This window comes from Eubacteriaceae bacterium Marseille-Q4139, assembly GCA_018223415.1.
In the GTDB taxonomy this organism is placed as follows: domain Bacteria; phylum Bacillota; class Clostridia; order Lachnospirales; family Lachnospiraceae; genus CABSIM01.
The window spans coordinates 152,142-177,635 of the sequence record JAGTTQ010000001.1; the positions used below are offsets into that span (position 1 = coordinate 152,142).

Annotated in this window: 21 protein-coding genes; 4 read left to right on the plus strand and 17 right to left on the minus strand. The window is 53.2% G+C overall.

Features of this window, described 5'->3' with window-relative positions; all coding sequences use genetic code 11:
* The 4 genes from KE531_00790 to KE531_00805 form a co-directional block, all read right to left on the minus strand.
* On the minus strand, nucleotides 1-1,611 hold the full coding sequence (locus KE531_00790) for a Na+/H+ antiporter NhaC family protein (protein ID MBR9952167.1): 1,611 nt from the start codon (nucleotides 1,609-1,611) through the stop codon (nucleotides 1-3).
* 470 nt (nucleotides 1,612-2,081) lie between these two features.
* Nucleotides 2,082-3,335, minus strand: coding sequence for a M20/M25/M40 family metallo-hydrolase (locus tag KE531_00795; protein ID MBR9952168.1), 1,254 nt, complete (start codon nucleotides 3,333-3,335; stop codon nucleotides 2,082-2,084).
* A gap of 81 nt (nucleotides 3,336-3,416) precedes the next feature.
* Nucleotides 3,417-4,643 carry a S9 family peptidase gene (locus tag KE531_00800; protein MBR9952169.1) on the minus strand — a complete coding sequence of 409 codons (1,227 nt, stop codon included), beginning with the start codon at nucleotides 4,641-4,643 and terminating at the stop codon, nucleotides 3,417-3,419.
* A gap of 1,066 nt (nucleotides 4,644-5,709) precedes the next feature.
* Nucleotides 5,710-6,438 (minus strand): YebC/PmpR family DNA-binding transcriptional regulator, encoded by a 729-nt coding sequence (locus KE531_00805; GenBank protein ID MBR9952170.1) that lies wholly within the window; start codon nucleotides 6,436-6,438, stop codon nucleotides 5,710-5,712.
* 1,256 nt (nucleotides 6,439-7,694) lie between these two features.
* On the opposite strand from KE531_00805, the gene KE531_00810 reads away from it, so the two are divergent.
* Nucleotides 7,695-8,552: a S9 family peptidase gene (locus KE531_00810; protein ID MBR9952171.1), complete on the plus strand. Its 858-nt coding sequence runs from the start codon at nucleotides 7,695-7,697 to the stop codon at nucleotides 8,550-8,552.
* A gap of 123 nt (nucleotides 8,553-8,675) precedes the next feature.
* On the opposite strand, the gene KE531_00815 is transcribed toward KE531_00810, so the two are convergent.
* The 7 genes from KE531_00815 to KE531_00845 form a co-directional block, all read right to left on the minus strand.
* Nucleotides 8,676-10,211 (minus strand): AbgT family transporter, encoded by a 1,536-nt coding sequence (locus tag KE531_00815; GenBank protein MBR9952172.1) that lies wholly within the window; start codon nucleotides 10,209-10,211, stop codon nucleotides 8,676-8,678.
* A 289-nt stretch (nucleotides 10,212-10,500) separates the two neighbouring features.
* A complete protein-coding gene (locus KE531_00820; protein MBR9952173.1) occupies nucleotides 10,501-11,850 on the minus strand; it encodes an HlyC/CorC family transporter in 1,350 nt (449 codons plus the stop codon).
* 85 nt (nucleotides 11,851-11,935) lie between these two features.
* Nucleotides 11,936-12,283, minus strand: a complete 348-nt coding sequence (locus KE531_00825) for a type II toxin-antitoxin system PemK/MazF family toxin (GenBank protein ID MBR9952174.1) — start codon at nucleotides 12,281-12,283, stop codon at nucleotides 11,936-11,938.
* A gap of 94 nt (nucleotides 12,284-12,377) precedes the next feature.
* Nucleotides 12,378-13,538 (minus strand): alanine racemase, encoded by a 1,161-nt coding sequence (gene alr / locus KE531_00830; GenBank protein ID MBR9952175.1) that lies wholly within the window; start codon nucleotides 13,536-13,538, stop codon nucleotides 12,378-12,380.
* Nucleotides 13,535-15,085 (minus strand): NAD(P)H-hydrate dehydratase, encoded by a 1,551-nt coding sequence (locus KE531_00835; protein MBR9952176.1) that lies wholly within the window; start codon nucleotides 15,083-15,085, stop codon nucleotides 13,535-13,537. Before KE531_00835 ends, alr begins: the two co-directional genes overlap by 4 nt.
* Nucleotides 15,086-15,087: 2 nt before the next feature.
* Entirely contained in the window at nucleotides 15,088-15,447 is a 360-nt protein-coding gene (gene acpS / locus KE531_00840) for a holo-ACP synthase (GenBank protein MBR9952177.1), read from the minus strand.
* Nucleotides 15,448-15,450: 3 nt separating this feature from the next.
* Nucleotides 15,451-16,152, minus strand: coding sequence for a redox-sensing transcriptional repressor Rex (locus KE531_00845; GenBank protein MBR9952178.1), 702 nt, complete (start codon nucleotides 16,150-16,152; stop codon nucleotides 15,451-15,453).
* Between the two features lie 380 nt (nucleotides 16,153-16,532).
* On the opposite strand from KE531_00845, the gene KE531_00850 reads away from it, so the two are divergent.
* On the plus strand, nucleotides 16,533-18,482 hold the full coding sequence (locus KE531_00850) for an ABC-F family ATP-binding cassette domain-containing protein (protein ID MBR9952179.1): 1,950 nt from the start codon (nucleotides 16,533-16,535) through the stop codon (nucleotides 18,480-18,482).
* Nucleotides 18,483-18,649: 167 nt separating this feature from the next.
* On the opposite strand, the gene KE531_00855 is transcribed toward KE531_00850, so the two are convergent.
* Genes KE531_00855 through KE531_00865 form a run of 3 tightly spaced genes read right to left on the minus strand, consistent with a single transcriptional unit; the run spans nucleotide 18,650 to nucleotide 19,887 of the window.
* Nucleotides 18,650-18,865 (minus strand): phosphopantetheine attachment site, encoded by a 216-nt coding sequence (locus KE531_00855; GenBank protein ID MBR9952180.1) that lies wholly within the window; start codon nucleotides 18,863-18,865, stop codon nucleotides 18,650-18,652.
* Nucleotides 18,866-18,867: 2 nt separating this feature from the next.
* Complete coding sequence (locus tag KE531_00860; protein ID MBR9952181.1) at nucleotides 18,868-19,278, minus strand: CBS domain-containing protein; 411 nt, start codon at nucleotides 19,276-19,278, stop codon at nucleotides 18,868-18,870.
* A 12-nt stretch (nucleotides 19,279-19,290) separates the two neighbouring features.
* Entirely contained in the window at nucleotides 19,291-19,887 is a 597-nt protein-coding gene (locus KE531_00865; GenBank protein MBR9952182.1) for a lactate utilization protein, read from the minus strand.
* Between the two features lie 306 nt (nucleotides 19,888-20,193).
* Here KE531_00865 and KE531_00870 point away from each other — a divergent pair, with 306 nt between their 5' ends.
* Nucleotides 20,194-21,543 carry an MATE family efflux transporter gene (locus KE531_00870; protein ID MBR9952183.1) on the plus strand — a complete coding sequence of 450 codons (1,350 nt, stop codon included), beginning with the start codon at nucleotides 20,194-20,196 and terminating at the stop codon, nucleotides 21,541-21,543.
* Entirely contained in the window at nucleotides 21,506-22,084 is a 579-nt protein-coding gene (locus KE531_00875) for a cysteine hydrolase (protein ID MBR9952184.1), read from the plus strand. The genes KE531_00870 and KE531_00875 overlap by 38 nt, the downstream gene beginning before the upstream one ends.
* A 51-nt stretch (nucleotides 22,085-22,135) precedes the next feature.
* Here the strand turns inward: KE531_00875 and KE531_00880 are convergent, their stop codons facing one another.
* The 3 genes from KE531_00880 to KE531_00890 all read right to left on the minus strand — a co-directional run bounded on the left by KE531_00880 (nucleotide 22,136) and on the right by KE531_00890 (nucleotide 25,486).
* Nucleotides 22,136-23,464 (minus strand): ATP-binding protein, encoded by a 1,329-nt coding sequence (locus KE531_00880; protein MBR9952185.1) that lies wholly within the window; start codon nucleotides 23,462-23,464, stop codon nucleotides 22,136-22,138.
* A 214-nt stretch (nucleotides 23,465-23,678) separates the two neighbouring features.
* On the minus strand, nucleotides 23,679-24,467 hold the full coding sequence (locus KE531_00885) for a M23 family metallopeptidase (protein ID MBR9952186.1): 789 nt from the start codon (nucleotides 24,465-24,467) through the stop codon (nucleotides 23,679-23,681).
* A gap of 83 nt (nucleotides 24,468-24,550) precedes the next feature.
* The gene (locus KE531_00890) at nucleotides 24,551-25,486 is read right to left on the minus strand and encodes a SpoIID/LytB domain-containing protein (GenBank protein MBR9952187.1); all 936 of its coding nucleotides are present in this window, start codon (nucleotides 25,484-25,486) and stop codon (nucleotides 24,551-24,553) included.
* Nucleotides 25,487-25,494 lie beyond the last annotated feature (8 nt).

Genomic DNA, 25,494 nt, shown 5'->3' on the forward strand with positions numbered 1-25,494 from the left:
TTATTCCGGAACCGTATCTCCGAAAACCCGCAGAAAGGCCAGGGCGCAGGCCATGAGAAGAATCCCGACCGGCAGCGCAATCCACGGCGTCTGTACAAAACCTGCCGCAAGGTAAGTGACAAACGAGACGGCCGCCGCTGCTGCCGCGTAGGGAAGCTGCGTCATCACGTGGTTCACATGCTCGCACCTGGCCCCGGCCGAGGCCATAATCGTCGTGTCAGAAATCGGCGAGCAATGATCGCCGCAGACGGCCCCTGCCATGCAGGCGGAAATGGAGATAATCATAAGCTCCGGATTGCTCTTTTCAAACACAGATACCACAATGGGAATCAGGATGCCGAAAGTCCCCCAGGAGGTGCCCGTCGCAAACGCCAGGAAACAGCCCACCAGGAAAATAATGGCCGGAAGGAAATTGAGAAGTCCTTTCGCGCCCTCTTCCACCACACCTGCCACATAAACATTGGCGCCCAGGCTGTCAGTCATGGCCTTTAACGTCCATGCAAAGGTCAGGATCAAAATGGCCGGAACCATGGCCTTAAAGCCCTCCGGAATGCAGGACATGCAGTCGGAAAAGCTTAAGACGCGGCGCACCTGGTAAAGGAGAACCGTAATCACCAGGCCGAAAAAGCTCCCAAGCGTAAGGCCCAAAGAGGCGTCGCTCTGGGAAAAGGCCGTCACGAAATCCGTCCCGGAAAAGAAGCCGCCGGTGTACAGCATCCCGATGATACAGCAGACAATCAGGGAAAAAATCGGGATCAAAAGATCCATAACCGCCCCTTTTCCGGACGCTGCTTCCTTTTCCGCCTCCTCATAGGGACGGCCGGGCGTCGTAAAAAGATCGCCGTTTATGGCGTTTAATTCATGACGTCTCATGGGCCCGAATTCCACGCGCATGGCAATCATGGAAACCATCATAAAAAGCGTGAGAATCGCGTAAAAGTTATACGGGATGGCCCGGATAAAAATGGAAAAGCCATCCTCGCCTTCCACAAAGCCGGTCACGGCCGCCGCCCAGGAAGAAATCGGCGCGATGATGCAGATAGGCGCCGCCGTGGCGTCGATCAGGTAGGAAAGCTTTGCCCTGGAAATCCGGAATTTGTCCGTAACCGGGCGCATGACGCTTCCGACGGTCAGGCAGTTAAAATAGTCGTCGATGAAAATCAGGACGCCGAGAAGCACCGTCGCAAGCTGCGCGCCGGCACGGCTCTTAATCCGCTCCGCGGCGAACCGTCCGAAGGCGGCCGAACCGCCGGCCTGGTTCATCAGGCAGACCATGGTGCCGAGGATCACAAGGAACATCAGAATCCCCACGTTGTAGCTGTCGGAGAGGACATTTATCAGCCCGCCCTCAAATATGTGCGTCACAGCCATCTCAAAATCAAAGCCGGAATAGAGGACAGCCCCCACCAGGATCCCCAAAAACAGCGAGCTGTACACCTCCTTCGTGATAAGCGCCAGACAGATGGCCACCACAGGCGGCAAAAGCGCCCAGATCGTCGCGTAGGTTCCCGGCACGTACGCTTCTGCCCCGTCCGCAGCGAACGCAGTCGTGCAGAAACATGCGGAAAGAAGCGCCGAAGCCAGAACCAACCGAAACAGTTTCTTCTTCATATTTTTGTACCTTTCTTTTCAGATTCCTGAACACTTTCCCGCAAAATTCCCCGGAAAAGAAAAAAGCACCGCAAACGACAGTCCCCGACGGAAAACGCGTTTGTGGTGTAAGATACAAAAAATAGAAACCAACAGCACAGATAGCGCTCCACGTTACGTGACAGTCCGCCGCATATTCTGCGTCGGCCCAGGAAATCCAGCCTGACCCGGCATGAATCCCTTCGGCAGTCTCCCCTTTCCCAGAAACAGCGGGTCAGCCAAACGGCTCTGGTACTCTTGAAGCCTGCGCCTCTATCATCTTCATTGTCTGCTTCGTCTGCAAACAGCTTGTTCAGTTCCACGCATTATAGCATGTCTCCCATGCCGCGTCAATGCAAAAATCCGGTTTCCTGAAAATTCCGGTTCTATGAAAAGTCAAAAAGGGGAGTCTCCCGACACCTTCCGGGAACTCCCCTCTCCAAATTCAGCCCTTATTCAATCACACTGTCCGCTGCCTCTGTCCCGGCGCATAAAAGCGCAAGAAGAAGCGTAAGCTGGCAGCCCTTATAAGCGTCCTCAACCTTAAACTGCTCGCTTAAAGTATGGGCCATGGAGTCATAATCGGCGCCCATCCCCAGGCACACGGCCGGAAGCCCGGCCTCCAGCGCGCGGTTGCAGTTGGTGGATCCGCCGTTTCCAAGCTTCGGCTCCATTTCTTCGCCGCCGATATATTTGGAAGCCGCCATGGCAGCCTCCACGATGGGCGCGTGGGCATCCTGGCCGCCTGCGTTGACATCGCAGATATGCTTCACATCATACGTGATCGTATCCTGTCCCCAGCGGTCGGTCTCCTCTTTGCAGGCCTCCTCGATAGCAGCGAAAATCCTGTCACGAAGCTTTTCAAGCTCCTCCTGGGAATTGGAACGGAAATTGAAGCGGATCTGAGCCGTAGGAACAATGGCATGAACCGATTCAAAGCTTCCGGCATGGAAGTTCGTCACGGCAAACGTCGTCATCGGCTCCTTCGGAACCTGGAAATCGGCGATCTTGGAAATCGCCCTGGCAGCCGCGTGGAGCGGGTTTGCCACCTTTCCGAACATTCCGCAGGCATGTCCGCCGATTCCGTGGAAGTTGACCTCATAGGTCTGGATGCCTGTCGCCTCGTAGACGATCTCCTGATAGCCTGCGCCGTCCACGGAAATGCTGGCTTCAAGCTCCGGATGATGATTGACGTAATACTGCATGCCCTTTAAAGCGCCGGTTCCTTCCTCCTGAACCGTGCCCACAAAGTGAATATCGCCCTTTGTCTGGATTCCCGCGGCATTTAACGCCCGAACCGTAGAAAGGACAGCCGCGCAGCCCCTTGTGTCATCCACAATTCCCGGGCACTTGATGTAGCCGTCCTCGCGGACGATCTTAAGCTCCGTATCCAACGGAAATACCGTGTCCATATGGCCTTCTACGAGCGTCGTCTTTCCGCCGCCGGTTCCCTTCCGGATTCCCACGCAGTTCCCGTACTCATCAATATGGCAGTCCGTAAGCCCCTCTTCCTTAAACATTTCCAGCATTCTGGCGGCCTTCTCCTGCTCATGGTAGGTGGGCGCAGGAATGAGCGTCAGTTCGATCTGCTTCTCGATGACCTTCTCCTGATCCTCCTCCATAAAGGCAAGAGCTTTCTGCACATCGGCATTTTCCGTCAGAGCCTTTAATTTTTCCTGAATCTTTTCCGATACCTGATATTCCATTTTTGCAGTTCCTCCTTATTTTCTGTTGATTTTTATGGTTTTGCAGCCGGCAGAAGGGAATTCTTCTGCCGAAAACAATTCTTATTTTAAGTAGGTATCCATCCAGCTTAAAATCTCTGCCATGCGGTCGATGCGGTTTTCCGGTTTTCCGCTTCTGGAAAGCTCATGGTTTTCCCCGTGGAACAGGCACATTTTTGCCGGACAGCCATTCCTCTTTACGGCGCTGAACATGGCAAAGCCCTCGGCCATGTAGCAGCGGTAGTCCTCGTCAGAGTGGATAAAGAGAATCGGCGTTTTGCAATTTTCCGCAAACTGAAGCGGTGACTGCTTCCAGAGCAGATCCAGGTTATTTCTCGTATTTCCGCCCAGATCCATCAAAACAAACGTGTGGCCGATGTCGGAGCTGTGCTCGTAGGAAACCCAGTTGCAGATGGATCTCTGGGACGCGGCAGCCGCAAACCGGTCCGTATGGCTGACGATCCAGTTTGTCATGTATCCGCCGTAGGAGCCGCCGGTCACGCCGACACGCGTTTCATCAATCTCCGGATACCGCTTTAACACCTCGTCGGTAAATTCCATCAGATTATCATAGTCAATCGTCCCATACTTTCCGTCCACATCGCCGAAGTCGGCGCCGCGTCCGTCGGAACCTCTCGGGTTGCAGAAAAAGACAAAGTATCCGGCAGCCGCCCACACCTGCATTTCATGATAGTAGACATCGGAAAAGGCCGAGCGGGGGCCGCCGTGGATATTTAAAATCGCAGGATACGATTTCCCCGCCTCATATTCCGTCGGCTTCATGACCCATCCGTGGATCTCATAGCCGTCCGTTCCCGTATAGGAAAAAGCCTCTGGAACCGATAAGGCATACTCGTTTCCGAGCCAGTCGTTAAAATGCGTCACCTGCTCTCCGTCGATAAAAAGCTCGGAAAGCGCCAGGCCGCGGAATTCACAGGTCGCCAGGTGTCCGCCAGAAATGTCGAAGCTGTCGCAGGCGCTCCCTTTCGTCAGCGGGCCGGAAATGGTTCCGTCCTTCTTTAACTTATATAAATAGGAATAGTCGCCTGTGGTGGAGGTAAAATAAAGCTCGCCGTCCACGGCCTTGCGGGTCTGGCCGGAACCGTACTTTGAATCCGTGCCGACGGATGAGCCCACGGAAGCGTCAAACGGCGCAAAAAGCGAAAGTGTGCCGTCCTCCAGATTCAGCTTATAAAAATCACAGTATTCGTTATATTCCCGCTCCGACGGCGGCAGAGCCGAGACAATGGCTTCCCTCCCGCTTAAAAGCTCCAAAACATCTGTCCGCATGGTTTTCGGAGCAATCATGGTTTTCGTCTCTCCCGTCTTCATGGAATAGAGATAAACGCCCGGCTTCGGCCCCTGAACCTCATCCTTCCACCGGTAACCGCGGTAAAGGATCTGATCCCCAAACACCGAATACGCCGTGCAGTCCGTCCATTCGTCCGTTACCCAGGAAAGCGTTTCCGCGTCCCGGTCATAGACGGCAAGCCGGTTTCTCCTGGCGTTTGTAAAGCCGCGGCCGTTGCTCCAGAACGGAAGCTCGTCAATGACTTCATAGGAAGCTTTCCGCGTTTCCTTATAATTGTCAAAGGGGATCATGAAAAGATAGCGGTTCCGAGAAAGCGTGCGAACCGAAGTTACCCTGGCGGGCACAGAAAAAGCCTCCAGAGCCTCGCCGCCGCAGATGGAGATTTCATAGAAAGCCGTAGAATCTTCGCTGCCGCCTGATGTCCTGCGGCCCTGTCCGGCCGTGAATAAAAGCGTCGTGTCCGAATTCCAGGCATACGTTTTCACATCGCCGCCGGAAGTCAGTTTGAAAAGAGTCTTCGTCTCCAGCCTGTAAACATACAGGTTCCCGTGGTATGTATTCTGCTCCCGGTCTGCCGTCGTCACAACAAAAGCCACCGCCGAACCATCCGGAGAAAAATGAGGATTGCTTACGAACTGGAACTTAAGAAAGGTATCAAGTTCAATCTTATTCATGGAAGGCCTCCCTGTATCAAAGAATTATTTTCATTCTACCATGTCCGCTCCGCGGCCACGGTGCCTCCGGCGGAACTTAGCGCCCGGATTTCTGCGGTGAACGCAGAAACCGGTATGCGCAGGTATCATGTTCATGTTAGGAACATCATACCATATTTTCTGAAAATAAGGAATAGGTCATGAAAAAAAGTGTGCGCCGCGGCGCACACTCGCGCCGGAGCGCGGCTGCGCCAGCAGCCATATTCCTCTGCGCGAAGTGCGCATCCTCGCGGAGCGTTTTATTTCATAGGACGCAATTTCCTATGAAATAAAAAAGAATCTCCCGCCGCCGCATGTTCCATGCCTCCGGTAGGAGATCCCAGTTTTCGTTTTATTCGTCCCAGTTGTGGTACACGGCCTGGACATCGTCGTCCTCGTCGAGGAGATCAAGAATCCGATTCATCTTCTTGATGGCATCCTCGTCCGTAAGCTCCACCCAGTTCTGGGGGATCATCGTCACGTCGGCCTGCATCATCGGGATTCCTGCCTTCTCCAGAGCCTCGCGCACAGCGCTGAAGGAATCCGGATCCGTCACGACCTCGTAGCTGTCCTCCTCCTCGGAGAAGTCCTCGGCGCCGGCGTCGAGAGCCGCCATCATTAACTCGTCCGCATCCATCTCGCACTCTTCCTTGTCGATGATGATCTGGCCCTTCCTGTCAAACATGAAGGAAACACTGCCCTGGGCGCCGACGTTTCCGCCGCCCTTCGTGAAGGCGCTTCTCACATTGGCCGCCGTCCTGTTTTTGTTGTCTGTGAGGGTATCGACAATAATGGCAACACCGCTCGGGCCGTACCCCTCATACGTGAGGTTCTCGTAATTTACGGCTCCCAGGTCGCCGGCTGCCTTCTTGATTCCGCGCTCAATCGTGTCGTTCGGCATGTTGTTGGCCTTTGCCTTCGCAATGACGTCGCGGAGCTTGCTGTTGTTGGCCGGATCAGAACCGCCCTCTTTTACTGCAACGGCAATCTCTCTTCCGATCACCGTAAAGATTTTCCCCTTTGCAGCATCATTTTTCTCTTTCTTATGCTTGATGTTGGCAAATTTGGAATGTCCTGACATCTCGTTTCGCTCCCTTTCTATCTGCTGTCCGTCTTTATTTTCCGTGCATTCCGCACAAAAGTCCGTCAATCTTAAATATTCTAGCATTATTTTTTTAAGAAGGCAAGAGCTTTTCTTGACACCGTTTTGCGTCATGTTATAATAGAGGTATAAATTTATCGAAAAAAGAAGGAGACATTATGAAGAAGATTGAAATTGATTCCTTTCTCCAGTTCCAGTTCGTAAGCAACCCGACATTCTCCCCTAACGGAAGATATGTCGCCTTCGTTGTATGCACTGCTGATAAGGCAGACAATACATACAAGGGAAACCTCCATCTTTACGATCTGGAGAAAAAAGAGGTGCGCCAGCTCACAAGCGGCGGCGACGCCAAGTCCTATGTATGGACGGAAAACAACACCCTTCTTTTCCCGGCATCCAGAAATCCGGAGAACAAAAAGAAGGCCGAAGCCGGCGAGGAGATCACTTCCTTCTATGAAATCTGCCCCTGCGGCGGAGAGGCCGCCGAAGCCTTCACCGTACCGCTTAAGGTGACAGGCATCCGCACCCTGACGGGCGGCCGCTATCTTCTCACCTCGCTCCACGACAACCATAAGGACATCCGGAAGAAATCCTATGAGATCATCGACGAGCTTCCGTTCTGGGGAAACGGCCTCGGCTTTACCAACGCCAAGAGAAACCGCTATTCCGTATATGATGCAAATACCGGGGAGAACACCTTCCTTGCCTGCGAGTGGACCGACTGCACACAGGCTTCTGTGTACGGCGACCTGATCCTCTACCGCGCATATCCCTGGAAAGATGGTGTTCACGGCCCCAATGCCGGCCTTTACCTCTACAATATGGCCGACAAGACCACGAAAACCATGCTGGAGCCGGATACCATGCGTACCGGTACCTTTGAGCTCTTAAATGACAAGGAGGCCATCGTTGCCGCCGCCGACAACAGCTACAAGGATGCGACAAAATACTGCGACTTCTACAAGTTAAACCTGGCGGACGCCTCCCTCACATTCTATCTTCCCTATGACGCCTCCATTGGAAGCGGCTCTGTCGGTTCCGATGCCAGATATGGGGCCGGTCGGGCGCAGAAGGCCATGAACGGTGATTTTTATTTTATCTCTACTGTCAATGATTATGCACACCTTCTCAAGCTGGACAAGGACGGCAAAATCTCCGAAAGCCTTACAAAGGGCAGCAGCTGCGACAGCTTCGATATCAACGAAGACCATCTTGTAAGCTGCGAGCTCCAGGGCATGAAGCTGGCCGAGCTCTATCTTGACGGGGAGCAGATCACACACTTTAACGACTCTTTCACAAATGAATATTCTGTCTCTGTCCCGGAGGCTGTCACCTACACAGGCTCCGACGGTGTGGAAATCCATGGATGGGTATTAAAACCTGCCGGCTATACGGAAGGGACATCCTACCCTGCCATTCTCCATATCCATGGCGGCCCGCGCACCGTATTCTCCGATGTTTACCATCATGAGATGGAAGTATGGGCCAATGCCGGCTATTTCGTTCTCTTCTGCAACCCGAGAGGCTCCGACGGCCGCGGAACCGACTTTGGCAATATCAACGGCATTTACGGCACCGTTGACTATGTAAACCTGATGGAATTCACCGACGAATGCCTGAAAAAATATCCGGACATCGACGAGAAGCGCCTCGGCGTTGCCGGCGGCTCCTACGGCGGCTTCATGACAAACTGGATCATCGGCCATACCGACCGGTTCGCCGCTGCCTGCTCCCAGCGTTCCATCGCCAACTGGGTTTCCTTCGAGCATAACTCCGATATCGGACATACCTTCACGCCCAATAACCAGGGCACGATCACGCGGGAAAACGTGGAGCTTTTATGGAAACAGTCCCCGCTCCAGTATGCGCCGAACTGCAAGACACCGACCTTATTCATCCACTCCGATGAAGACTACCGCTGCTATATGGCAGAAGGCTTCGCCATGTACAGCGCCGTAAAGAGAAACGGCGTTCCGGCAAAGCTCTGCCTGTTCCACGGCGAAAACCATGAGCTCTCCCGCTCCGGAAAGCCGGAAAACAGGATTGACCGCATGACGGAAATCGTAAACTGGATGGACACCTATTTAAAGTAATCGGAATACAGACGAATCCGCCCCGGCTAAAAAGCATGGGGCGGATTTTTTTCGTCTCCGCATAGCGGAAAAAAGGGGCTGCCCGCCGGCAGCCCCAGATAATTCAGATCAGAGCATTTAAAATTAGATAATTCCTTCCGGAAGATAGACGCCTACGCCAGGTCCAATCGGAAGCCCAAGGAGCATCCATGCAACCAGCATGACGAGCCAGAAGATCTCCAGAATCATGGCAACAGAGAAGTTGCAGGAAATGATCTGGCCGATCTTGATGTTCTTGTCGTACTTGGCCTGAGCCACGCTGAGCATCATCCACAGGTAAGCAGACGTCGGGCCGAACAGGTTTCCGGCGGAGTCGCCGAGACGGTAAATTACCTGGGCAAATGCCGGATGGTAGCCGAGAAGCATGAACATCGGGACAAAAATCGGTGCGAAGATCGCCCATTTTGCAGAACCGGAGGAGAAGAAAATATCGACTGCCGTTACCAGAACAATGAATGCAACGCACATCGGGATTCCCGTAAAGCCGATTCTCTCAAGGAAGTCAGCGCCTGCAATGGCGGAAAGCGTACCAATCTGGGTCCAGTTGAAAAGTCCCTGGAACTGTCCGCCGAAGAAACAGAAGGTTACATAGGAGCCCATGGCTGCCATCTGCTTCACCATGCCGGTGTTGATATCTGCAACATTTTTAAACGTACCTGCCACAAAGCCGTATGTAATACCTGCAGTGATGAACAACAGGAACAGAATCGGGATCAGGCCGGAAAGGAACGGGGAACCAATGATGCCGCCGTCTTCTGCTGCCAGAGGGCCTGCCAGAAACAGTGCCACAAGGATCGCAATATAGACGAGACAGGCGATACCGGCTGCGCGAAGGCCTTTCTTCTGCTGAGCCGTGATATCCTCAATTTCCTCAACCTCGCCCTCATATTTTCCGAAGCGCGGCTCTACGATTCTTTCTGTCAAAACACCGGCAACAACCGTACAGAGGAATGTGGAACCAATCTTAAAGAACCAGTTGCAGGTTGCATCGACGGTAAATCCGGCATCCGGAAGGAACGCCGCAAGGCTGTCGTTGGTGATACCCATTAACAGCGTATCCGTACCGGAAATGACAAGGTTGGAAGCGTAACCGACCTGCGCGCCGATGTAGCCGCAGATCATACCGGCAATCGGGTTCTTTCCGACACCGATGAACGCCAGCGCCGAAAGCGGCGGGATCATAACGCTTGCCGCGTCGGAAGCGACGTTTCCGATAATACCGATGAAAACGCATACATAAGGAACCAGAGCTCCGGGCACATTTCTCATGGCCGAACGCAGAAGGGAAACGAGAAGTCCCGATTCCTCACAGATACCGGTTCCGAGCGTCATACAGAGCACCAGGCCGAGCGGTGCATAACCGGTGAAGTTCTTCACCATGTTATCGAGGAACCAATGAAGCCCTTCTTCTGTGAACAGGTTCTTGGACATGACGACTTCGCCGGTTGCCGGGTTCGTCAGGCTCGTTCCAAGAGCCGTGAAGATCGCGCCGAGCACTGCCACAATCGCAAACAGGATACAGAACAGAATGGCCGGCGGCGGCAGTTTGTTGCAGGCACGTTCGACGACATCCATAAATTTGTCTAAAAACGTCCTTTTTTCTACTGTGTTTTCTTTCATAAGCAAACCCCTTCCCATTTTTATGATCCGAATTATCCTAACTGGTCTCAATTTTAACAGTTTTTTTAGAAACCGTCCATAGATTTTTTATAATTTAATGCGTCTTTAGCGGCATGTACCGCCATCTTAGCGACAATTTTCTCATTCTTTCGGAATTCAAACCATAAATAACGCGGCTGTTTTCTCCTGTACGGAATTTCATGCAGGCATAATGCCGCTTGCCAGGCCTGTACAGCAAAAAAGCAGACAGCCGGGAACGCCGCTCCCAAAGCCGTCTGCTTCGCTTCATTTATTCTTCTGTTTTTTCTTCTTTGACTGGCACGGCGCTCACCGTTCGGATCACCTTGTTTTCTGCCTTCAGGATACGGAACACATAATTTCCGTATGTGACCTCCGCCCGCTCATTTTCCTCCGGCAAATGTCCGAGCCTGGAAATCAGGAAGCCGTTTAGGGTATCAAAATTGTCCCTGTCTTCCTCCTCAAATTCGATCTTTAAGGCATCCTCCACGTCGTCGAGCGGCGCCTGTCCCGAAAGCAGGAACGCGCCGTTCCCGCGCTCCACGATGTCCGGCTCCTCCTTGTCGTACTCATCCATGATATTTCCGACGATTTCCTCCAGGATGTCCTCCATCGTCACAAGGCCGGCCGTCTGGCCGTATTCGTCCACGACGATCTCAATGTGGATTTTCTCGGACTGCATTTCCTTAAACAGCGCGTTGATGTTCTTCGTCTCCGGAATAAAGTGGGCTTCCCTCAAAAGCCCGGGGATTTTGGAAATAGGCTTGTCCAGATCCTCCCTTTTTTCGGCAAAAGCCAGCATGTCCCGCATGTGCAGGATCCCGACGATGTTGTCGATGTCCTCTTCATAGACCGGGAACCTGGAATTGACGGCCTCCTTCACCACGAAGGCCATGGCTTCGGAAAGGGGCATTTCCCCGTCGAGAGCCACCATGCTCTTTCTGTGGGTCATGATATCGGCCGCTTCTTTATCGTCAAACTCAAAGATGTTGGTAATCATCTCGGCCTCGCTTGCCTCCAGGACGCCTTGTTCATGGCCTTCGTTTACCATGTACATGATGTCCTCCTCGGTCACGTTCTCGCCCTTTGCGTGGATGTCGATGCCCATGATTTTAAGAACAACATAGCCGACACCTTCGATCAGCCAGGTAAACGGCGAAAATATCTTAATCAGCACGTTTACCACGGACAGCGTCTTATAGCAGAACCGGATCGGGCTCTTTCCGGCAATCCGCTTCGGAATCACCATGCCGAAACAGATCAGGAACGATGCCAGAAGAAGCAGGGCAACCACATAGGACACTGCTAAAGCCAGGGCCGGCGGAAGCTCAAACGCCCCCGAGACCGCGGCCCGCAGTCTCCCTGCCGCCCACACAAGGGACAGAGCGCCTGTGAGAAGCCCCACAAGGCAGGTTACAAGCTGGTTTGTACGGATGAACGAAACGGGCGATTCCTGAATATGTAAAAGCATTTCCGCTTTTTTATTCCCTTCGTCCCTTTCGTCCTCCAGCGCACTCGTATTCAGTGACTGGACTGCCGCCCCAAAACCATATAAGACGGCATACAGGAAGACTGCCGCAAACAGCAGCAAAATCCCTATCCATGAATTACCATCGTCCATGAGAAATCTTAACACTCCTTTAACTCTTTTGTACATCAATATAGCATTCTTTGGGCATTTCGTCAACTGCCGCATGCAGCCTGGCTTATGTAACCAGCTCCAGGCTGATCCGCAGGGCCTGGTTGACACGCTCCGTCAGCTCCCCGTCGATGTGGCAGATTTTCTCTCTGAGCCGCTGCTTGTCGATGGTGCGAAGCTGCTCCAAAAGAATCACGGAATCCTTCACCATGTCGCACTGCTTGGCACTTAACTCCACATGGGTGGGCAGCTTTGCCTTATTCATCTTCGAGGTGATCGCCGCACAGATCACCGTCGGGCTGTGCTTGTTGCCCACATCGTTCTGTATAATCAGGACGGGACGGACGCCTCCCTGCTCGGAGCCGACCACCGGCCTCAAATCCGCATAATAAATATCACCGCGTCTGATAATCACATTTTTCACACTCCGCTGCTGCAATTTGGGTTTCCCCGATACAGGTAGTATTGACAGTATATGATTACCTTATGCGTTTCCGGCCGTTTTTGCCTTACAAAAGCACGTCTGACATGGCAATGGGACGCCCGCCTTCAAAATAGACCCGCGGCACCCGCTTCGTGATGGTGCAGGGGATCTCGTAATGGAAGCCGCCGCTTCTTTCTGCCAGCTCCTCCATGGTGATCTCCTCGCTGCCGTCGCGGCCGAGAAGCGTCACTACATCGCCCTCTCTCGCCTCCGGGATCCCGGTCACGTCGGCCATGAGCTGATCCATGCAGATGCGGCCAAGGATCTTCGCCCGCTTTCCGCAGATCAGTACGTCGCCTTTTCCGGAGAGGTTCCGCGGATAGCCGTCGCCGTAGCCGATGCTCACGGTGGCAATCCGCATGGGCGCTTCGGCTTTATACGTCCCGCCGTAGCTTATCTCGGCGCCGGCCGGAACCTCCTTGATAAACGTCACAAAGCTTTTAAGCTCCATGGCAGGCTTTAGCCGTAGCCCCGTCTCTGCTGTCTCGCCGGACGGATGAAGGCCGTACATGGCAATCCCGGCCCGGACGGCGTTTAAATCGGCCTCCCGGAATTTCATAAGGCCGGCGCTGTTGGAACAGTGGCAGACCGGGATGTTAAGCCCCCGCTCCGAAAGCATGGTGACAAAGTTTTTAAACTTTAAAAGCTGCCGCTCCGTCGTCTCCCGTTCCCTTTCGTCCGCCTTTGCAAAATGGGTAAAAATCCCCTCGATTTCGATGCCGGGAAGGCGGCTTATGGAAAGGGCCAGACCGGCCGACGCCTCGTTCGGCTCCATGCCGATGCGGCTCATGCCGGTGTCCACGGCCAGGTGGATGTTTGCCGTTTTCCCGAGACGGACGGCCGTTTCCGAAAGCTTCTCTGCCTGTTCCTTACGGAACACGGGAAGGCGGATTTCCCGGTTTACCATCTCCTCGAACCGGACGGGCGATACCGGCCCCAGAACGAGAATCCACTTTTTGATCCCGTCCTCCTGAAGCCTTACGGCCTCATCGGCCGCTGCCACACCGTAGCCGCAGACAAAAGGCTCAATGGCCTTTGCCGTCTGGGACGCCCCATGGCCGTAGCCGTCGGCTTTTACGATGCCGATGACCTTTGTGCCGGGCGTGAGCCGTCCGGTGAGCAGTTCCATGTTCTCCCGGATCCGATCCAGATGCACCGGCGCATACGCTCTGTCAGGAAGTCTCATCGTTTCGGCCCCCTTTCCTCTTCTGCCCGTTTCAGTACAGCCCCCAGGCAGTCTGCCAGCTCTCCCGCCAGCACGGAATGCGTTCCAAACCGCCTTTCGGCCTCCTCTCCGGCCAGGCCGTGGAGCCAGACGCCGAAGGACGCCGCTTCGCATTCCTCCATGCCGCAGGCGATCAGGCCTGCGATGATGCCGGTGAGCACGTCGCCGGAACCGCCCTTTGCCATGGCAGGAGAACCGCTTCGGTTGACAAATACCTGGCCGTCGCTTCCGGAAACCACCGTGGCCGCATCCTTTAAGACGCAGGTGACGCCGCAGCATTCCGTGAGAGAAACGGCTGCGCCGATGAGATCTTTTTTCAGTTCCCCAACCGAGGTTCCCGTAAGCCTCGCCATCTCGCCGGGATGGGGCGTCACGATAATATTTTCCGTAAAGTAGGTCTTAAGCTCCGGATACTCTGCCGCCAGGTTGATGGCGTCCGCATCCATAATAATGGGGACGCAGGCATCGCTTAAGATGGTTTCCGTCAGTCTCCTGGCATACGGCTCTTTTCCCAGCCCCGGCCCTAAAACGATCACGTCTGCCCAGGCGGCCTCTTTCCGCAAAAGCGCCTGGAATTCCTCCGGCGCTTCCCCGGCCATGGCCGGATCATAAGTGGAAAGGATGGCCTCCGGAAGCCGCGCCTGGAGAATTTCCCGGTTGGTTTCTGTCGTCAAAATTTTCACAAGTCCGGCTCCGCACCGAATGGCGGCAAGCGCCGAAAAATAAGCCGCCCCCGCCATATTTTTGGAACCGGCAGCCACTAAAACCTTTCCGAAGGTGCCTTTATTGGAGTAAGCCGGGCGCACGGGAAGCTTTGTCAGGTCGCCGATTTCATAGGAAAAGACATGCCCGTCCCCGCCGGCTCCCGGCGGAAAGCCAATGTCAGCGACAATCAGCTCCCCGCAGTATTCCCGCCCGGGAAACAGCGCCTGTCCAAGCTTCATCTCCCCGAAGGTCACGGTCACATCGGCGCGGACGGCATATCCCAAAACGGCTCCCGTGTCGGAGCTGATGCCAGACGGCATGTCCACGGCCACCGTGAGTGCCGGCTCTCCTGCCGCATTCTTAAGCTCTGAGATGAGCTCTGCCATCTCCCTGTATTCGCCCTCCACATCCCTGGAAAGGCCGACTCCGAAAATCCCGTCGATGACGGCGTCGCAGGGCCCTGGGATCCAGTCCCCGGCCGTCTCCACCGAAATTCCGGCTTTTTTTGCAATTTCGAGCTGGGCTAAAAACTCTCTGCTTTCCCTGCCGCGCAAAGACGGGATTAAAATCCGGCAGGAATAGCCCCAGAACGATAAGATCCTGGCGGCGGCCGCCCCGTCGGCGCCGTTGTTTCCCGTGCCGCAGACAGAGAGCACCGTCCCGCCTGGACGGATCCGCTTTTTCACGGCCTCAGCCACAGAAAGGGCTGCCCGTTCCATAAGAACCATGGACGGGATCTTAAACTCCTCCATGCTCACCCGGTCAATTTCCTTCATTTCTTTCGCGCTTACCAGTTTTCTCATTTTTATGCCTCCCCGACGGCGAATGCCATGGCGTATTCCTTCGTGTTGCTGATGGAAACCTCCAGCCGCACGATACCCAGGCGTTTTGCCGTTTCCTCTGCTTTCCCGTAAAGGCACACAAACGGCTTCCCCAGCGGATCCCTTAAGACTTCGATATCCGCCGGCATAAATTCCCGAAAGCCTGTGCCAAGTACCTTCGATACGGCCTCCTTGACAGCAAAATTGCCGGCCAGGAAAGAGGCTTTCCCCTTTGCCAGCCGGCGTTCTTTCTCCGTATATACACGCGCCAAAAAAGCCTCTCTCTCACAGGCCTTTTTGATCCGTTCAATCTCAATCAGGTCGCAGCCAGTCCCCATTACCATCCTTTACGCCTTGACCTCCGTCTTTTTCCCGGTTTTCGCAGTCTTTTTTGCCCGCTCCTTCCGCTCCTTCTCGTCCTGCATGCTGCATACGCGGTAGGACAGCCGCATCAGGCTCTCGGACAGGTGGACGTTTTCCACAACCACGTCGTCCGGCACGTTGAGGTCGGTGTGGGCAAAGTTCCAGATGGCCTTGATGCCGGCCTTCACAAGCCTGTCGGCAATCTCCGGCGCCTTGGACTTCGGAATCGTAAGGGCTGCGATCTGCACCTCGTTTTCCACGATGAACTGCTCCAGATCTTCAATGCCGCGGATTTCCACGCCGCGCACCACGAGGCCGATTAACCGCGGGTTGATGTCAAACATCCCCTTGATGATGAAGCCGCGTTTTTCAAAATTCGTATAGTTTGCGATGGCCTGTCCCAGGTTTCCTGCGCCGATGATGATAAGATTGTGCTGCCTGTCGATACCCAGGATCCTGGCGATCTCCGTGTACAGGTATTTTACGTTGTAGCCGTAGCCCTGCTGGCCGAAGCCGCCGAAGTTGTTGAGATCCTGGCGGATCTGGGACGCCGTCACCTTCATCCTGGCGCTGAGTTCGTTGGAAGAAATCCGCTCGATCCCCTCCTCCATCAGTTCCCCCAAATATCTATAATACCGAGGCAGCCTGGAAATCACTGCCTTGGAAATCTGCTTCTGGTCTACCATAATTTACTTCCACCCTCTCAAGGAATTTCTGTCCGTCATATTGTTGTCCTGTCAAAACTCTGCATATTCCCATGCAAAATACAACCGTTTCCGTCTATTATACCATGTCCGCTGCGCAGCCATGGTGCCTCCGGCGGATTTTAGCGCTCGGATTTTTGCGGTAAACGCAAAAACCGATATGCGCTGGTATAATAACCGTTTCCGTCTATTATACCATACCCTCCGAATTTGTCAAAGCCTTCACAAAGGTTTTTCGACGCTTTTCCGAACTTTTCTGCAATGCAGTTCCGTCCCGAGGCTTCCCTTGAAAAATCGCGGATCCTGTATTATACTAGGAGAGATCGGTATTTTTTGACCTACACATACTGTCAGGAGGAATTATGATATTATCGTGCAGCAATATCTGCAAATCCTTTGGAAGCGACGACATCTTAAAAAGCGCTTCCTTCCACATAGAAGAACATGAAAAGGCGGCTATCGTCGGCATCAACGGCGCCGGGAAATCCACGCTTTTAAAGATCATCGTCGGCGAGCTGGCTCCCGATGCGGGCGATGTCGTCCTTTCAAAGGGGAAAACCTTAGGCTACCTGGCTCAGAACCAGGATTTAAAAAGCCACCAGACCATTTACGACGAGATGGTGGACGTCAAGCGCCCGGTGATCGAGATGGAGGAAAAGCTCCGTGACATGGAAATTTCCATGAAGTTTGCCGAAGGCGAGGAGCTCCAGTCCATGATGGACAGTTACAGCCGTTTAAGCCACCAGTTTGAGCTCATCAACGGCTACGCCTGGAAAAGCGAAATCATCGGCGTCTTAAAGGGCCTTGGCTTTTCGGAGGAGGACTTTTCCAAACAGATTTCCACCTTATCCGGCGGCCAGAAGACCCGTGTCTCCTTAGGAAAGCTCCTGCTTTCAAGCCCCGACATCATTCTTTTAGACGAGCCCACCAACCATCTGGACATGTCCTCCATCGCATGGCTGGAGACGTACCTTTTAAATTATAAAGGAAGCGTCATCATCGTGGCCCACGACCGCTACTTCCTCGACCGGATCGTCACGAAGGTCATCGAACTGGACGGCGGGAAGGCCACGGTCTTTTCCGGAAATTACACGGCATACAGCGAGAAAAAGGCGCAGATGCGTGCGATCCAGATGAAGGCCTATTTAAACCAGCAGCAGGAAATCCGCCATCAGGAGGCAGTCATTGAAAAGCTCCGCTCCTTCAACCGGGAAAAGTCCATCAAGCGCGCCGAGAGCCGGGAAAAGATGCTAAACAAAATCGAGGTGCTGGAAAAGCCCACGGAAATCAACGACGCCATGGACATCCGCTTAGAGCCCAACATTGTGAGCGGAAACGATGTCCTGACGGTCCATGACCTCTCCAAGTCCTTCGGTTCCAACCACCTGTTTTCCCATGTGGACTTTGAAATCCAGCGCGGCGAGCGGGTGGCGATTATCGGAGACAACGGCACGGGAAAGACCACCATTTTAAAGATTTTAAACGGCCTCGTGGAGCCGGACACCGGCGAAATCATCCTGGGCTCCAAGGTTCATATCGGTTACTACGACCAGGATCATCAGGTTCTCCACATGGAAAAAACGCTGTTTGAGGAAATTTCTGACGCCTACCCGGGCATGACGAATACCCAGATCCGCAACACCCTGGCCGCCTTTTTATTCACCGGCGATGACGCCTTCAAGCGAATCGGCGACATCAGCGGCGGCGAAAGGGGACGCGTCTCCCTGGCAAAGCTCATGCTGTCGGAGGCCAATTTCCTAATCCTGGACGAGCCCACCAACCACCTGGACATCACCTCCAAGGAAATCCTGGAGAGCGCCTTAAGAAGCTATACGGGAACTGTCCTCTACGTGTCCCATGACCGGTATTTCATCAACCGGACAGCCACGCGGATTCTCGATCTCACCAACGGGTCGCTTGTGAACTACATCGGGAATTACGATTACTACCTGGAAAAGCATGACGACATGATGGCCGCCCATTTCGGCAGCATGGCACCGACCCCTGTCTCTCCGGCTGCGGCGACGGCGGCGCTTTCCAAAGCCGGAACATCCGCAGGTGACGGCACCAAGGCCGACTGGAAAGCCCAGAAGGAAGAGCAGGCCAGGCAGCGGAAGCGCCAAAACGACTTAAAAAAGCTGGAGGACGAAATTCACCGCCTGGAAACCAGGGATGGGGAGATCGACGGACTGCTCTGCGAGGAAGCCGTGTTCACCGACGTGAAAAAGCTTATGGAACTCAACAGGGAAAAAGAGGAAATCTCCAAAAAGCTGGAAGAATTATATGAAAAATGGGCCGGCCTTGCCGAATAGGCAGGTATGCGGCCCCATAAAAAGGGAGGAGCCAGCGGCACACGCCGCTGGCTAAGTATGAAAAAGTTATTTATAAAAAGGTCTGGCACCTTGTTACAGGAAATAAGATACAGGAAATTTGTGAAGGAATTATGATTAGGATGTGAAAAAAATGTGAAACATTTCCTTCATGCACCCTTTCCTTCCATTTTGATGCAGTCCAGAATATCCCTCACCGTCACAATCGAGGAATAGTCCTCAATCCGTGTATCGAAGGCATCTTCCACCTCCGACAGCACATAAATCACAAGGAATGAATCCAGTCCCAGGTCTTCGATCAGCCTGGACTCCGGCGTAATCTCCTCATCCGTATATGCTTTCAGAATTTTCTTTAACACATCCATGTCTATTCCTGCTTCCCATACTGTTTCATAAAATATTTCATAATGTCCTTTCTCGTGACAATCCCGATGAAGGATTTTTCATCGTCCAGCACAGGCACAAAATTCTGATTCAGCGCCTTGTCCATCAAATCCTCCATCCGGCAGTCGGCATTGACGGGATAGTTGTCGGAACGCCTCGGAACTGCCATGACGGAAATCCGTTCCGCATCCTGAAGGCTTAAGTCAAGCTGGTTTTTTATGTACCAGAGAAGATCGCCCTCGGTCAGGGTCCCCACGTACCGGCCCTGACGGCTCACGACCGGAACAGCCGCATATTTATGATGTTCCATCTTCTCCAGTGCCTGTCTCAGGCTTTCGTCGTCATGGATATAAGCCACGTCGCTTTTCGGCGTCAGAAAAAACAAGATATTCATTTCAAGTCTCCTTTAAAATCCCAAATCTTCGTCGATAAATATGATTTCCACTTCCATCCCCTGACATGGCCGCTCAAGGATCACGGTGGCACAGCAGATCCGCTCCGGGCTTGTGCATTCATAACACTGTTTCCCGCCGTCCGCCGCACACGGCGTCTTCGTCTGAAGCCGCAGGGCGTTTTTCGCAGCAGCCACATTCCGCGCCCGCTTCATCGCCGCAGGAAGATCCGGCTCGATCTTGTTCCGGCCGACGACATAAAATACCCGCTTTGGCCCAAACAGGCTGGCCGCCAGCCGGTTCCCCGTCCCGTCAATGTTCACGATCTCGCCGGTTTCGGAAACACCGTTGGCGCTCAGAATGTAGACGGAAGCATCCCTGGCCTTAAGTCTTGCCTCCTGTCCCGGCGTCAGCCAGTGCCAGACGATCTCGTTGTCCTTAGAAAGACATTCATCAAGCCCCATTTCCTTCACGGTCATGGAACCTCCGAAACCCACAAGCTCGCCGTGGATCTTTCCCTTCAGGTATTCTGCCGCCTCTTCCTTCGTCGGAAAATAGGAAGTGTGGAATCTATGCCCCTCAAAATTCTTTTTCAGCAGCTCGTAATTCATATGTAAGCCCCCTCTGTCATGCTGTTGCATTTTACGATTCTATTTTAACACAAAATGCCGGAAAATGTGCGGCCAGCATGTGAACTTTTTATTAAATTTTACAAAAAAGTGGAGTAGCATGCCGTAAAAATTATGGTTGACACAGCCGGATTCCCATGCTAGAATGGACGGAAATATGGAAAGGATGCTTTTTGCCGCCGGGTAAGAAGTTGAGCGCCAGGCTTTCTATCGTTAGGCCTTTGAAGATAGAAAGCTCTGGCGCATTTTTTGTCTGTCCGGGGCTTTTGCATACGAGGAGGAAATCATATGTCAAACACAGGCCTTCGGGAATTTTTCCGCCACACTGCCCTGAGCGTACTTGGAACCCTTGGGGTATCCTGCTACATCCTGGCCGACACCTTTTTTGTCTCAAAGGGCTTAGGCGCCGACGGGCTCACAGCGCTGAATCTTGCGATCCCCGTCTACAATTTCATCCATGGCACAGGTCTCATGCTCGGCATGGGCGGCGCCACAAGGTTCTCCGTGCTGAAGAGCCAGGGAAACAAAAAAGAAATCAGCCGTGTGTACACGAACACCGTCTATGCGGCCGCTTTCTTCTCCCTTTTGTTCTTTGCGGCCGGCCTGCTTTTTTCACGGCTTCTGGCTTTGATGCTCGGTGCGGACGAAACCGTTCTGGAGATGACGGAAACCTATCTCCGGTGGCTGCTTCTTTTCGCGCCCGCCTTTATTTTCAACGATGTCTTCCTTTGCTTTGTACGCAACGACAGCGCGCCGAAGCTCTCGGCAGCCGCCATGCTTACCGGAAGCATCGCCAACATTTTCCTGGATTACATTTTCATTTTCCCGATGGGGATGGGGATTTTCGGCGCCATTTTCGCCACCGGCCTTTCGCCGGTCATCAGCATGTTTATCATGCTGCCCCACTGGCTGAAAAAGAGACATACGTTTCATTTTTCTGCCGGGCGCAGGCCGGAGGCTCCCGTCATCGGCCAGGCGATGGCCCTTGGCTTTCCCTCCTTTGTGACGCAGCTTTCCTCCGGGATTGTCATGATCGCCTTCAACGGGATCATCCTCTCCCTGGAAGGCAACACCGGCGTCGCCGCTTACGGCGTGGTTGCCAATCTGTCCCTTGTGATCGTTGCCGTATATACGGGAATCGCCCAGGGCGTCCAGCCGTTGATCAGCGATTCCTACGGGCGGGGCGACCGGACGGGGATCCGAATCATGCTCCGGTACGCGATGACCTCCATGGCTGCTTTGTCCGTCCTGTTTTATGTTTTGATTTTTGTATTCGCACAGCCGATTGCCGCTGTTTTTAACGGCGAAAGCAATCCCCTGCTCCAGGAAACGGCAGAAACCGGCCTCCGGCTCTATTTTATATCGTCGGTCTTTATCGGGTATAATATCATACTGGCAATCTTTTTCACATCCGTGGAAAAGCCGCTTCCCGCCCACATTCTGTCGCTGCTTCGCGGGCTGATCCTGATTCTCCCGGCAGCGTTCCTGTTCTCCTCCCTCTGGGGGATGACCGGGGTATGGCTTGCCTGTCCGATTACGGAGTGTTTCGTCGCCCTGTTCGGATTTGTCATAGAAAGAAGCAATCAAGGAGGAACTTTACGTGAAAATCGAAGAAAACAGCGTACTTCTCGTCATTGACATCCAGCAGGAGGACTTCATCGGCATGCCGGAGGATGAAAACGAAGCGGAAAAAGACAGCCGTTGGGACTGTATCCGCAATGGAAAACGGGTGCTGGACGTCTTCCGCGCGAAAAAGCTCCCTGTCATTCAGATCAAGGAAGTGCACAGAAAAGATATGGTGGATTTCGGGCGGGAGTTAGACGGCTCCGAGGGCATTCACTGCATGGAAAATTCCCCGTACACCGATTATGCCAAACTCACCTATCCCATCGAGGGGGAATACCGGATCACCAAGCGCAGATACAGCGCCTTCTTCGGCACAGACCTGGAAATCCTTTTAAAGGGGCTTCATGCCAGAACCCTGTATCTCATCGGCGGCCTGACGGACGTGTGCATCCACTATACCGCCGTCGACGCACATCAGCATGACTATCATATCCGTGTCGTGACTGATGCCGTGGCCGGTTCCTGCCCCGAAGCACACGCCTATGCGTTAAAGGCCATTCAGTATCTCCAGCGGGATGCGCTGATTACGGTGGCGGATGTGGAATCGGAATAATGCATGGGCTGCCGCCCCAGGGAGATTTCTCTGTGGGGCGGCAGGGCTATATTATTCTCTCTTTTTTTCCGCAATCCGGCTGACACACGTCTCTATCTCTTCTACCGCATACAGCGGCAGGTTCACCAGCCAACTCTCCTCTTTATAATCCGCCATTGAAGTCCGAACAGATATTTCAGGACTGTATTTTTCATAGTACGTTTTCAGGCTCTTGGCTTTTAGATTAACCTCTGCCTTGACCTCCACAGGTACCGCCTGCAAACCGTTATCTACGACAAAATCCACTTCACAGGTGCCGCGGTCGTTGGTGTAATAGTAGATACCCAGGCCGTCTATGGTTTTCAGCTGCTGGCATACATACTGTTCCGTCAGAGCCCCCTTAAATTCGGTAAACAGGTCATCTCCATCCAGCAGAATACGCTGGTGCAGGCCTGACATACAGCCAAGAAGTCCCACGTCGACCAGATACAGCTTAAAAGCTTTCAGATCCTCATAAGCTTTCAGCGGAATTCCTGCCGCATTGACACGGCTGACTTTGTGAACAAGCCCGCAGTCACATAGCCACATAATTGCCGCCTCATATTCTTTTGCACGCCCTCCCTCACGCACCAGGCCGTAAAGGAATTTTTTATTTTCCTTTGCAAGCTGAGAAGGGATGCTGTTCCAGACCATACGGATTTTCGGAACGATTTCGAGAGGCGCATGTTTGGAGAAGTCCTGCTCATAAGCGGACAGAATGCGTCTTTGGATTTTCCTGACTTCATTGAAGTCCTTTTCCTCCGCAAAGCTCCGGACAGCCTCCGGCATGCCCCCAATAAAATAATACTGTCTAAGTGCATCCATGTAGGTCTGGCTGAAGGACGCCACCATCGAATAGTCCTGCCTGTCTAAAAGCTCTGCAAACTGTTCTCCGACGACCGCCATCAAAAATTCTTTAAAGGAAAGCGGATACAGACTTAAAAAATCCACTTTGCCAACGGGAAAGGACGTCCCCTCATGCAAGGCAATGCCCAGCAGGGAACCTGCACAGACAATATGATACTGGGGAACATTTTCATAAAAGTATTTAAGTGAAGAAAGCGCCCTCGGCACTTCCTGCACTTCATCAAAAATCAAAAGCGTTCTGTCAGGATCAATTTTTCTTCCGGCATACAGCTCAATCCCCATAATCAGGCGATCCGTATTCAAATCGGAGGCAAACAGCTCTGCCATTCTGGAGTTGGAATCAAAGTTGATATAGATCGTATCCGCATACGCCTTTCTTCCGAATTCCTTCATCAGCCAGGTCTTACCCACCTGCCTTGCGCCTTCGATCACCAGCGGCTTGCGATGCCTGCTTTTTTTCCACTGAAATAGTTTTTCTATTGCGCTTCGATACATCGTCACACCTCCCCTGCGGAATATGATACCTATAATATATCAGGGCTTTACATTTTTTGCAACGAAAAAGTGTGCATTTATAACATTTTTTACAACGAAAAAGTGATATAATTTTACACTTTTTTCAGCGAAAATATGTATTCCATAAGTTTCTCTTCATAACCTCAAAAAACAGAGGCGCCCCGCCAAAAAAACGGGCCGCCTCCGCCTAACATCATTCCAGATAGTCGAGCGCATCAATGGGCTCGTCCTCATGCAGGAATTCAAAATAAAGATTGTTCCCCTCCACCGAATAATATTTCGTCGGCTCCGCAATATAACCGATGACGTCGCCTCTGTGAAGGTATTCGTTTTCCACCACCGGGATTTCTTTCAGCTGGCCGCAGACGGCGCCGTAACCGTTTCCGAAATCCAGCTTCACGAAGCTTCCGATTTCTTCGTTGCTCCCGATTTCCAGAACGCGGGCATCGGCCGGCGCCATGACCGGCGTGCTGATGTCGCTCTGGATGATGTTGGCGGGATTGCATTTGTACTGTTCAAGGGTCGGGAAATACGTGGTCGTATCCATGCTGTAACCTAAAATAATATTTCCCATGACCGGCCAGGATAAACGGCTGGTCTCCGTAAATCCGAGTGCCAGCGTATCATTTAGAACCGTACCGGCTTCCTCGGCCGCCGGCACCTCGGCCATGTTGATCTCCGCCGATTCTGCCGGATAAACGATTTCCTTATCCTCGGCCGGAACAGCCTCGGCGTCCTCGCCTCCCGTCTTCACGGCTTCGTCAGCATTGGAGCTTCCCGCCACATGGGTGGGCGTTTCCTCTTCGCTTCCAGCAATGACACCGTCCGGCTCCTGGATTTCCAGATACGGGCTTTCCTCCATGTACTGGCTGCCTCTGCGGATTTTAACCGCGCCTGCCGCGGCAACAATAGTCAGCAGGCCCAACACAAGCATCACAAGAACAAACTTATCCTTGAAAAGCTGGTTTACTTTCTCTCTCACGTTTTATCACCTCGGTAGTAGTTTTACCAAAGCGATGGTTCTTATACACGCCGCGCATGTTTTTTCTGCTGCCCTGCCGTTTTTTAAACAGGATTTTTGTCCTTATCTAAAATTTCCACATCCTGAAAATAATAATGGAGAAGTTCCTTATAATCATAGCCCTCCCGCTCCAGAGCATTTGCGCCGGCCTGGGAAAACCCGTATCCTGCCCCGATCCCCTTGCAGCTTACGCGGATTTTCCCGTCCAAGTCTTCAAAAGAAAAACAGGGGGACAAAAGCCCCAGAGCGTACTGGACTTCCTCGCCTGTATAAAGGTTCCCGCAGATCTGAAGGCTCGTCACGTAGCCGGATGAGTCCCGCTCCGCAATCTGGATTTCCTCCGGAAGCGCCTCCGCCTGCACCGCCCCGCCATCCGGGATTTCATTTAACCGCCTGGCAAGCTCCGCCGCCGTCCATGTGGTCTGGCTCAAAAAGCCGTCGGCTTCCAGATCGCCAGGACTCACGGCCGCCTTTAAATACGGGAATTCCTCACCGCCGCTTCTCGTCTGCCCCGCCGCTGCCCGGCAGAAAAACGGCGTGATCCACGTTCCGCCGTAAAACAGCGTTTCCCCTGCCGTCTCAGAAAGCGCCTCCCGGATAGCCTGGTAGTTTTTGGAAAACATGTCCTCACCCCAGAGCTTTTCCATCTGGGCACGGCTTAAACAGTCGATGTCCAGCGCCTCCTCCGGGATCGAAGACGCCCCGTCCAGTTCCCGGTAAACATGGGTACGCGCAAGAACGGCCTGGGCCTTTAAGGTTTCGCTCCCATAATCGGCTGGAATCTGTCCGGCCACGACGCCGATTAAAAACTCCTCGGCATCCACGTTTGTCACACGCCCGTTCCGCTCCACGGCCACAAAAGGCCCGTCCCCTTCCGCTTCTTCAAAATGCCAGCCATCGCTCTCCCTGCCGGAGACAGCTAGCGTCGTCACATACGGAATCAACACCATCAAAAGCAGCACGCAAAGAAATCTTCTCATAAAAAACG

Coding starts and splice junctions, on each gene's coding strand:
- KE531_00790 (MBR9952167.1), bottom strand. CDS start 1,611: ATGAAGAAGAAACTGTTTCGGTTGGTTCTGGCTTCGGCGCTTCTTTCC.
- KE531_00880 (MBR9952185.1), bottom strand. CDS start 23,464: ATGTATCGAAGCGCAATAGAAAAACTATTTCAGTGGAAAAAAAGCAGG.
- KE531_00855 (MBR9952180.1), bottom strand. CDS start 18,865: ATGGATGTGTTAAAGAAAATTCTGAAAGCATATACGGATGAGGAGATT.
- KE531_00815 (MBR9952172.1), bottom strand. CDS start 10,211: ATGAAAGAAAACACAGTAGAAAAAAGGACGTTTTTAGACAAATTTATG.
- KE531_00890 (MBR9952187.1), bottom strand. CDS start 25,486: ATGAGAAGATTTCTTTGCGTGCTGCTTTTGATGGTGTTGATTCCGTAT.
- KE531_00860 (MBR9952181.1), bottom strand. CDS start 19,278: ATGAATATCTTGTTTTTTCTGACGCCGAAAAGCGACGTGGCTTATATC.
- KE531_00865 (MBR9952182.1), bottom strand. CDS start 19,887: ATGAATTACGAGCTGCTGAAAAAGAATTTTGAGGGGCATAGATTCCAC.
- KE531_00810 (MBR9952171.1), top strand. CDS start 7,695: ATGAAGCTGGCCGAGCTCTATCTTGACGGGGAGCAGATCACACACTTT.
- KE531_00820 (MBR9952173.1), bottom strand. CDS start 11,850: ATGGACGATGGTAATTCATGGATAGGGATTTTGCTGCTGTTTGCGGCA.
- KE531_00850 (MBR9952179.1), top strand. CDS start 16,533: ATGATATTATCGTGCAGCAATATCTGCAAATCCTTTGGAAGCGACGAC.
- acpS (MBR9952177.1), bottom strand. CDS start 15,447: ATGGTAATGGGGACTGGCTGCGACCTGATTGAGATTGAACGGATCAAA.
- alr (MBR9952175.1), bottom strand. CDS start 13,538: ATGAGACTTCCTGACAGAGCGTATGCGCCGGTGCATCTGGATCGGATC.
- KE531_00845 (MBR9952178.1), bottom strand. CDS start 16,152: ATGGTAGACCAGAAGCAGATTTCCAAGGCAGTGATTTCCAGGCTGCCT.
- KE531_00835 (MBR9952176.1), bottom strand. CDS start 15,085: ATGAGAAAACTGGTAAGCGCGAAAGAAATGAAGGAAATTGACCGGGTG.
- KE531_00795 (MBR9952168.1), bottom strand. CDS start 3,335: ATGGAATATCAGGTATCGGAAAAGATTCAGGAAAAATTAAAGGCTCTG.
- KE531_00805 (MBR9952170.1), bottom strand. CDS start 6,438: ATGTCAGGACATTCCAAATTTGCCAACATCAAGCATAAGAAAGAGAAA.
- KE531_00870 (MBR9952183.1), top strand. CDS start 20,194: ATGTCAAACACAGGCCTTCGGGAATTTTTCCGCCACACTGCCCTGAGC.
- KE531_00800 (MBR9952169.1), bottom strand. CDS start 4,643: ATGCGGACAGATGTTTTGGAGCTTTTAAGCGGGAGGGAAGCCATTGTC.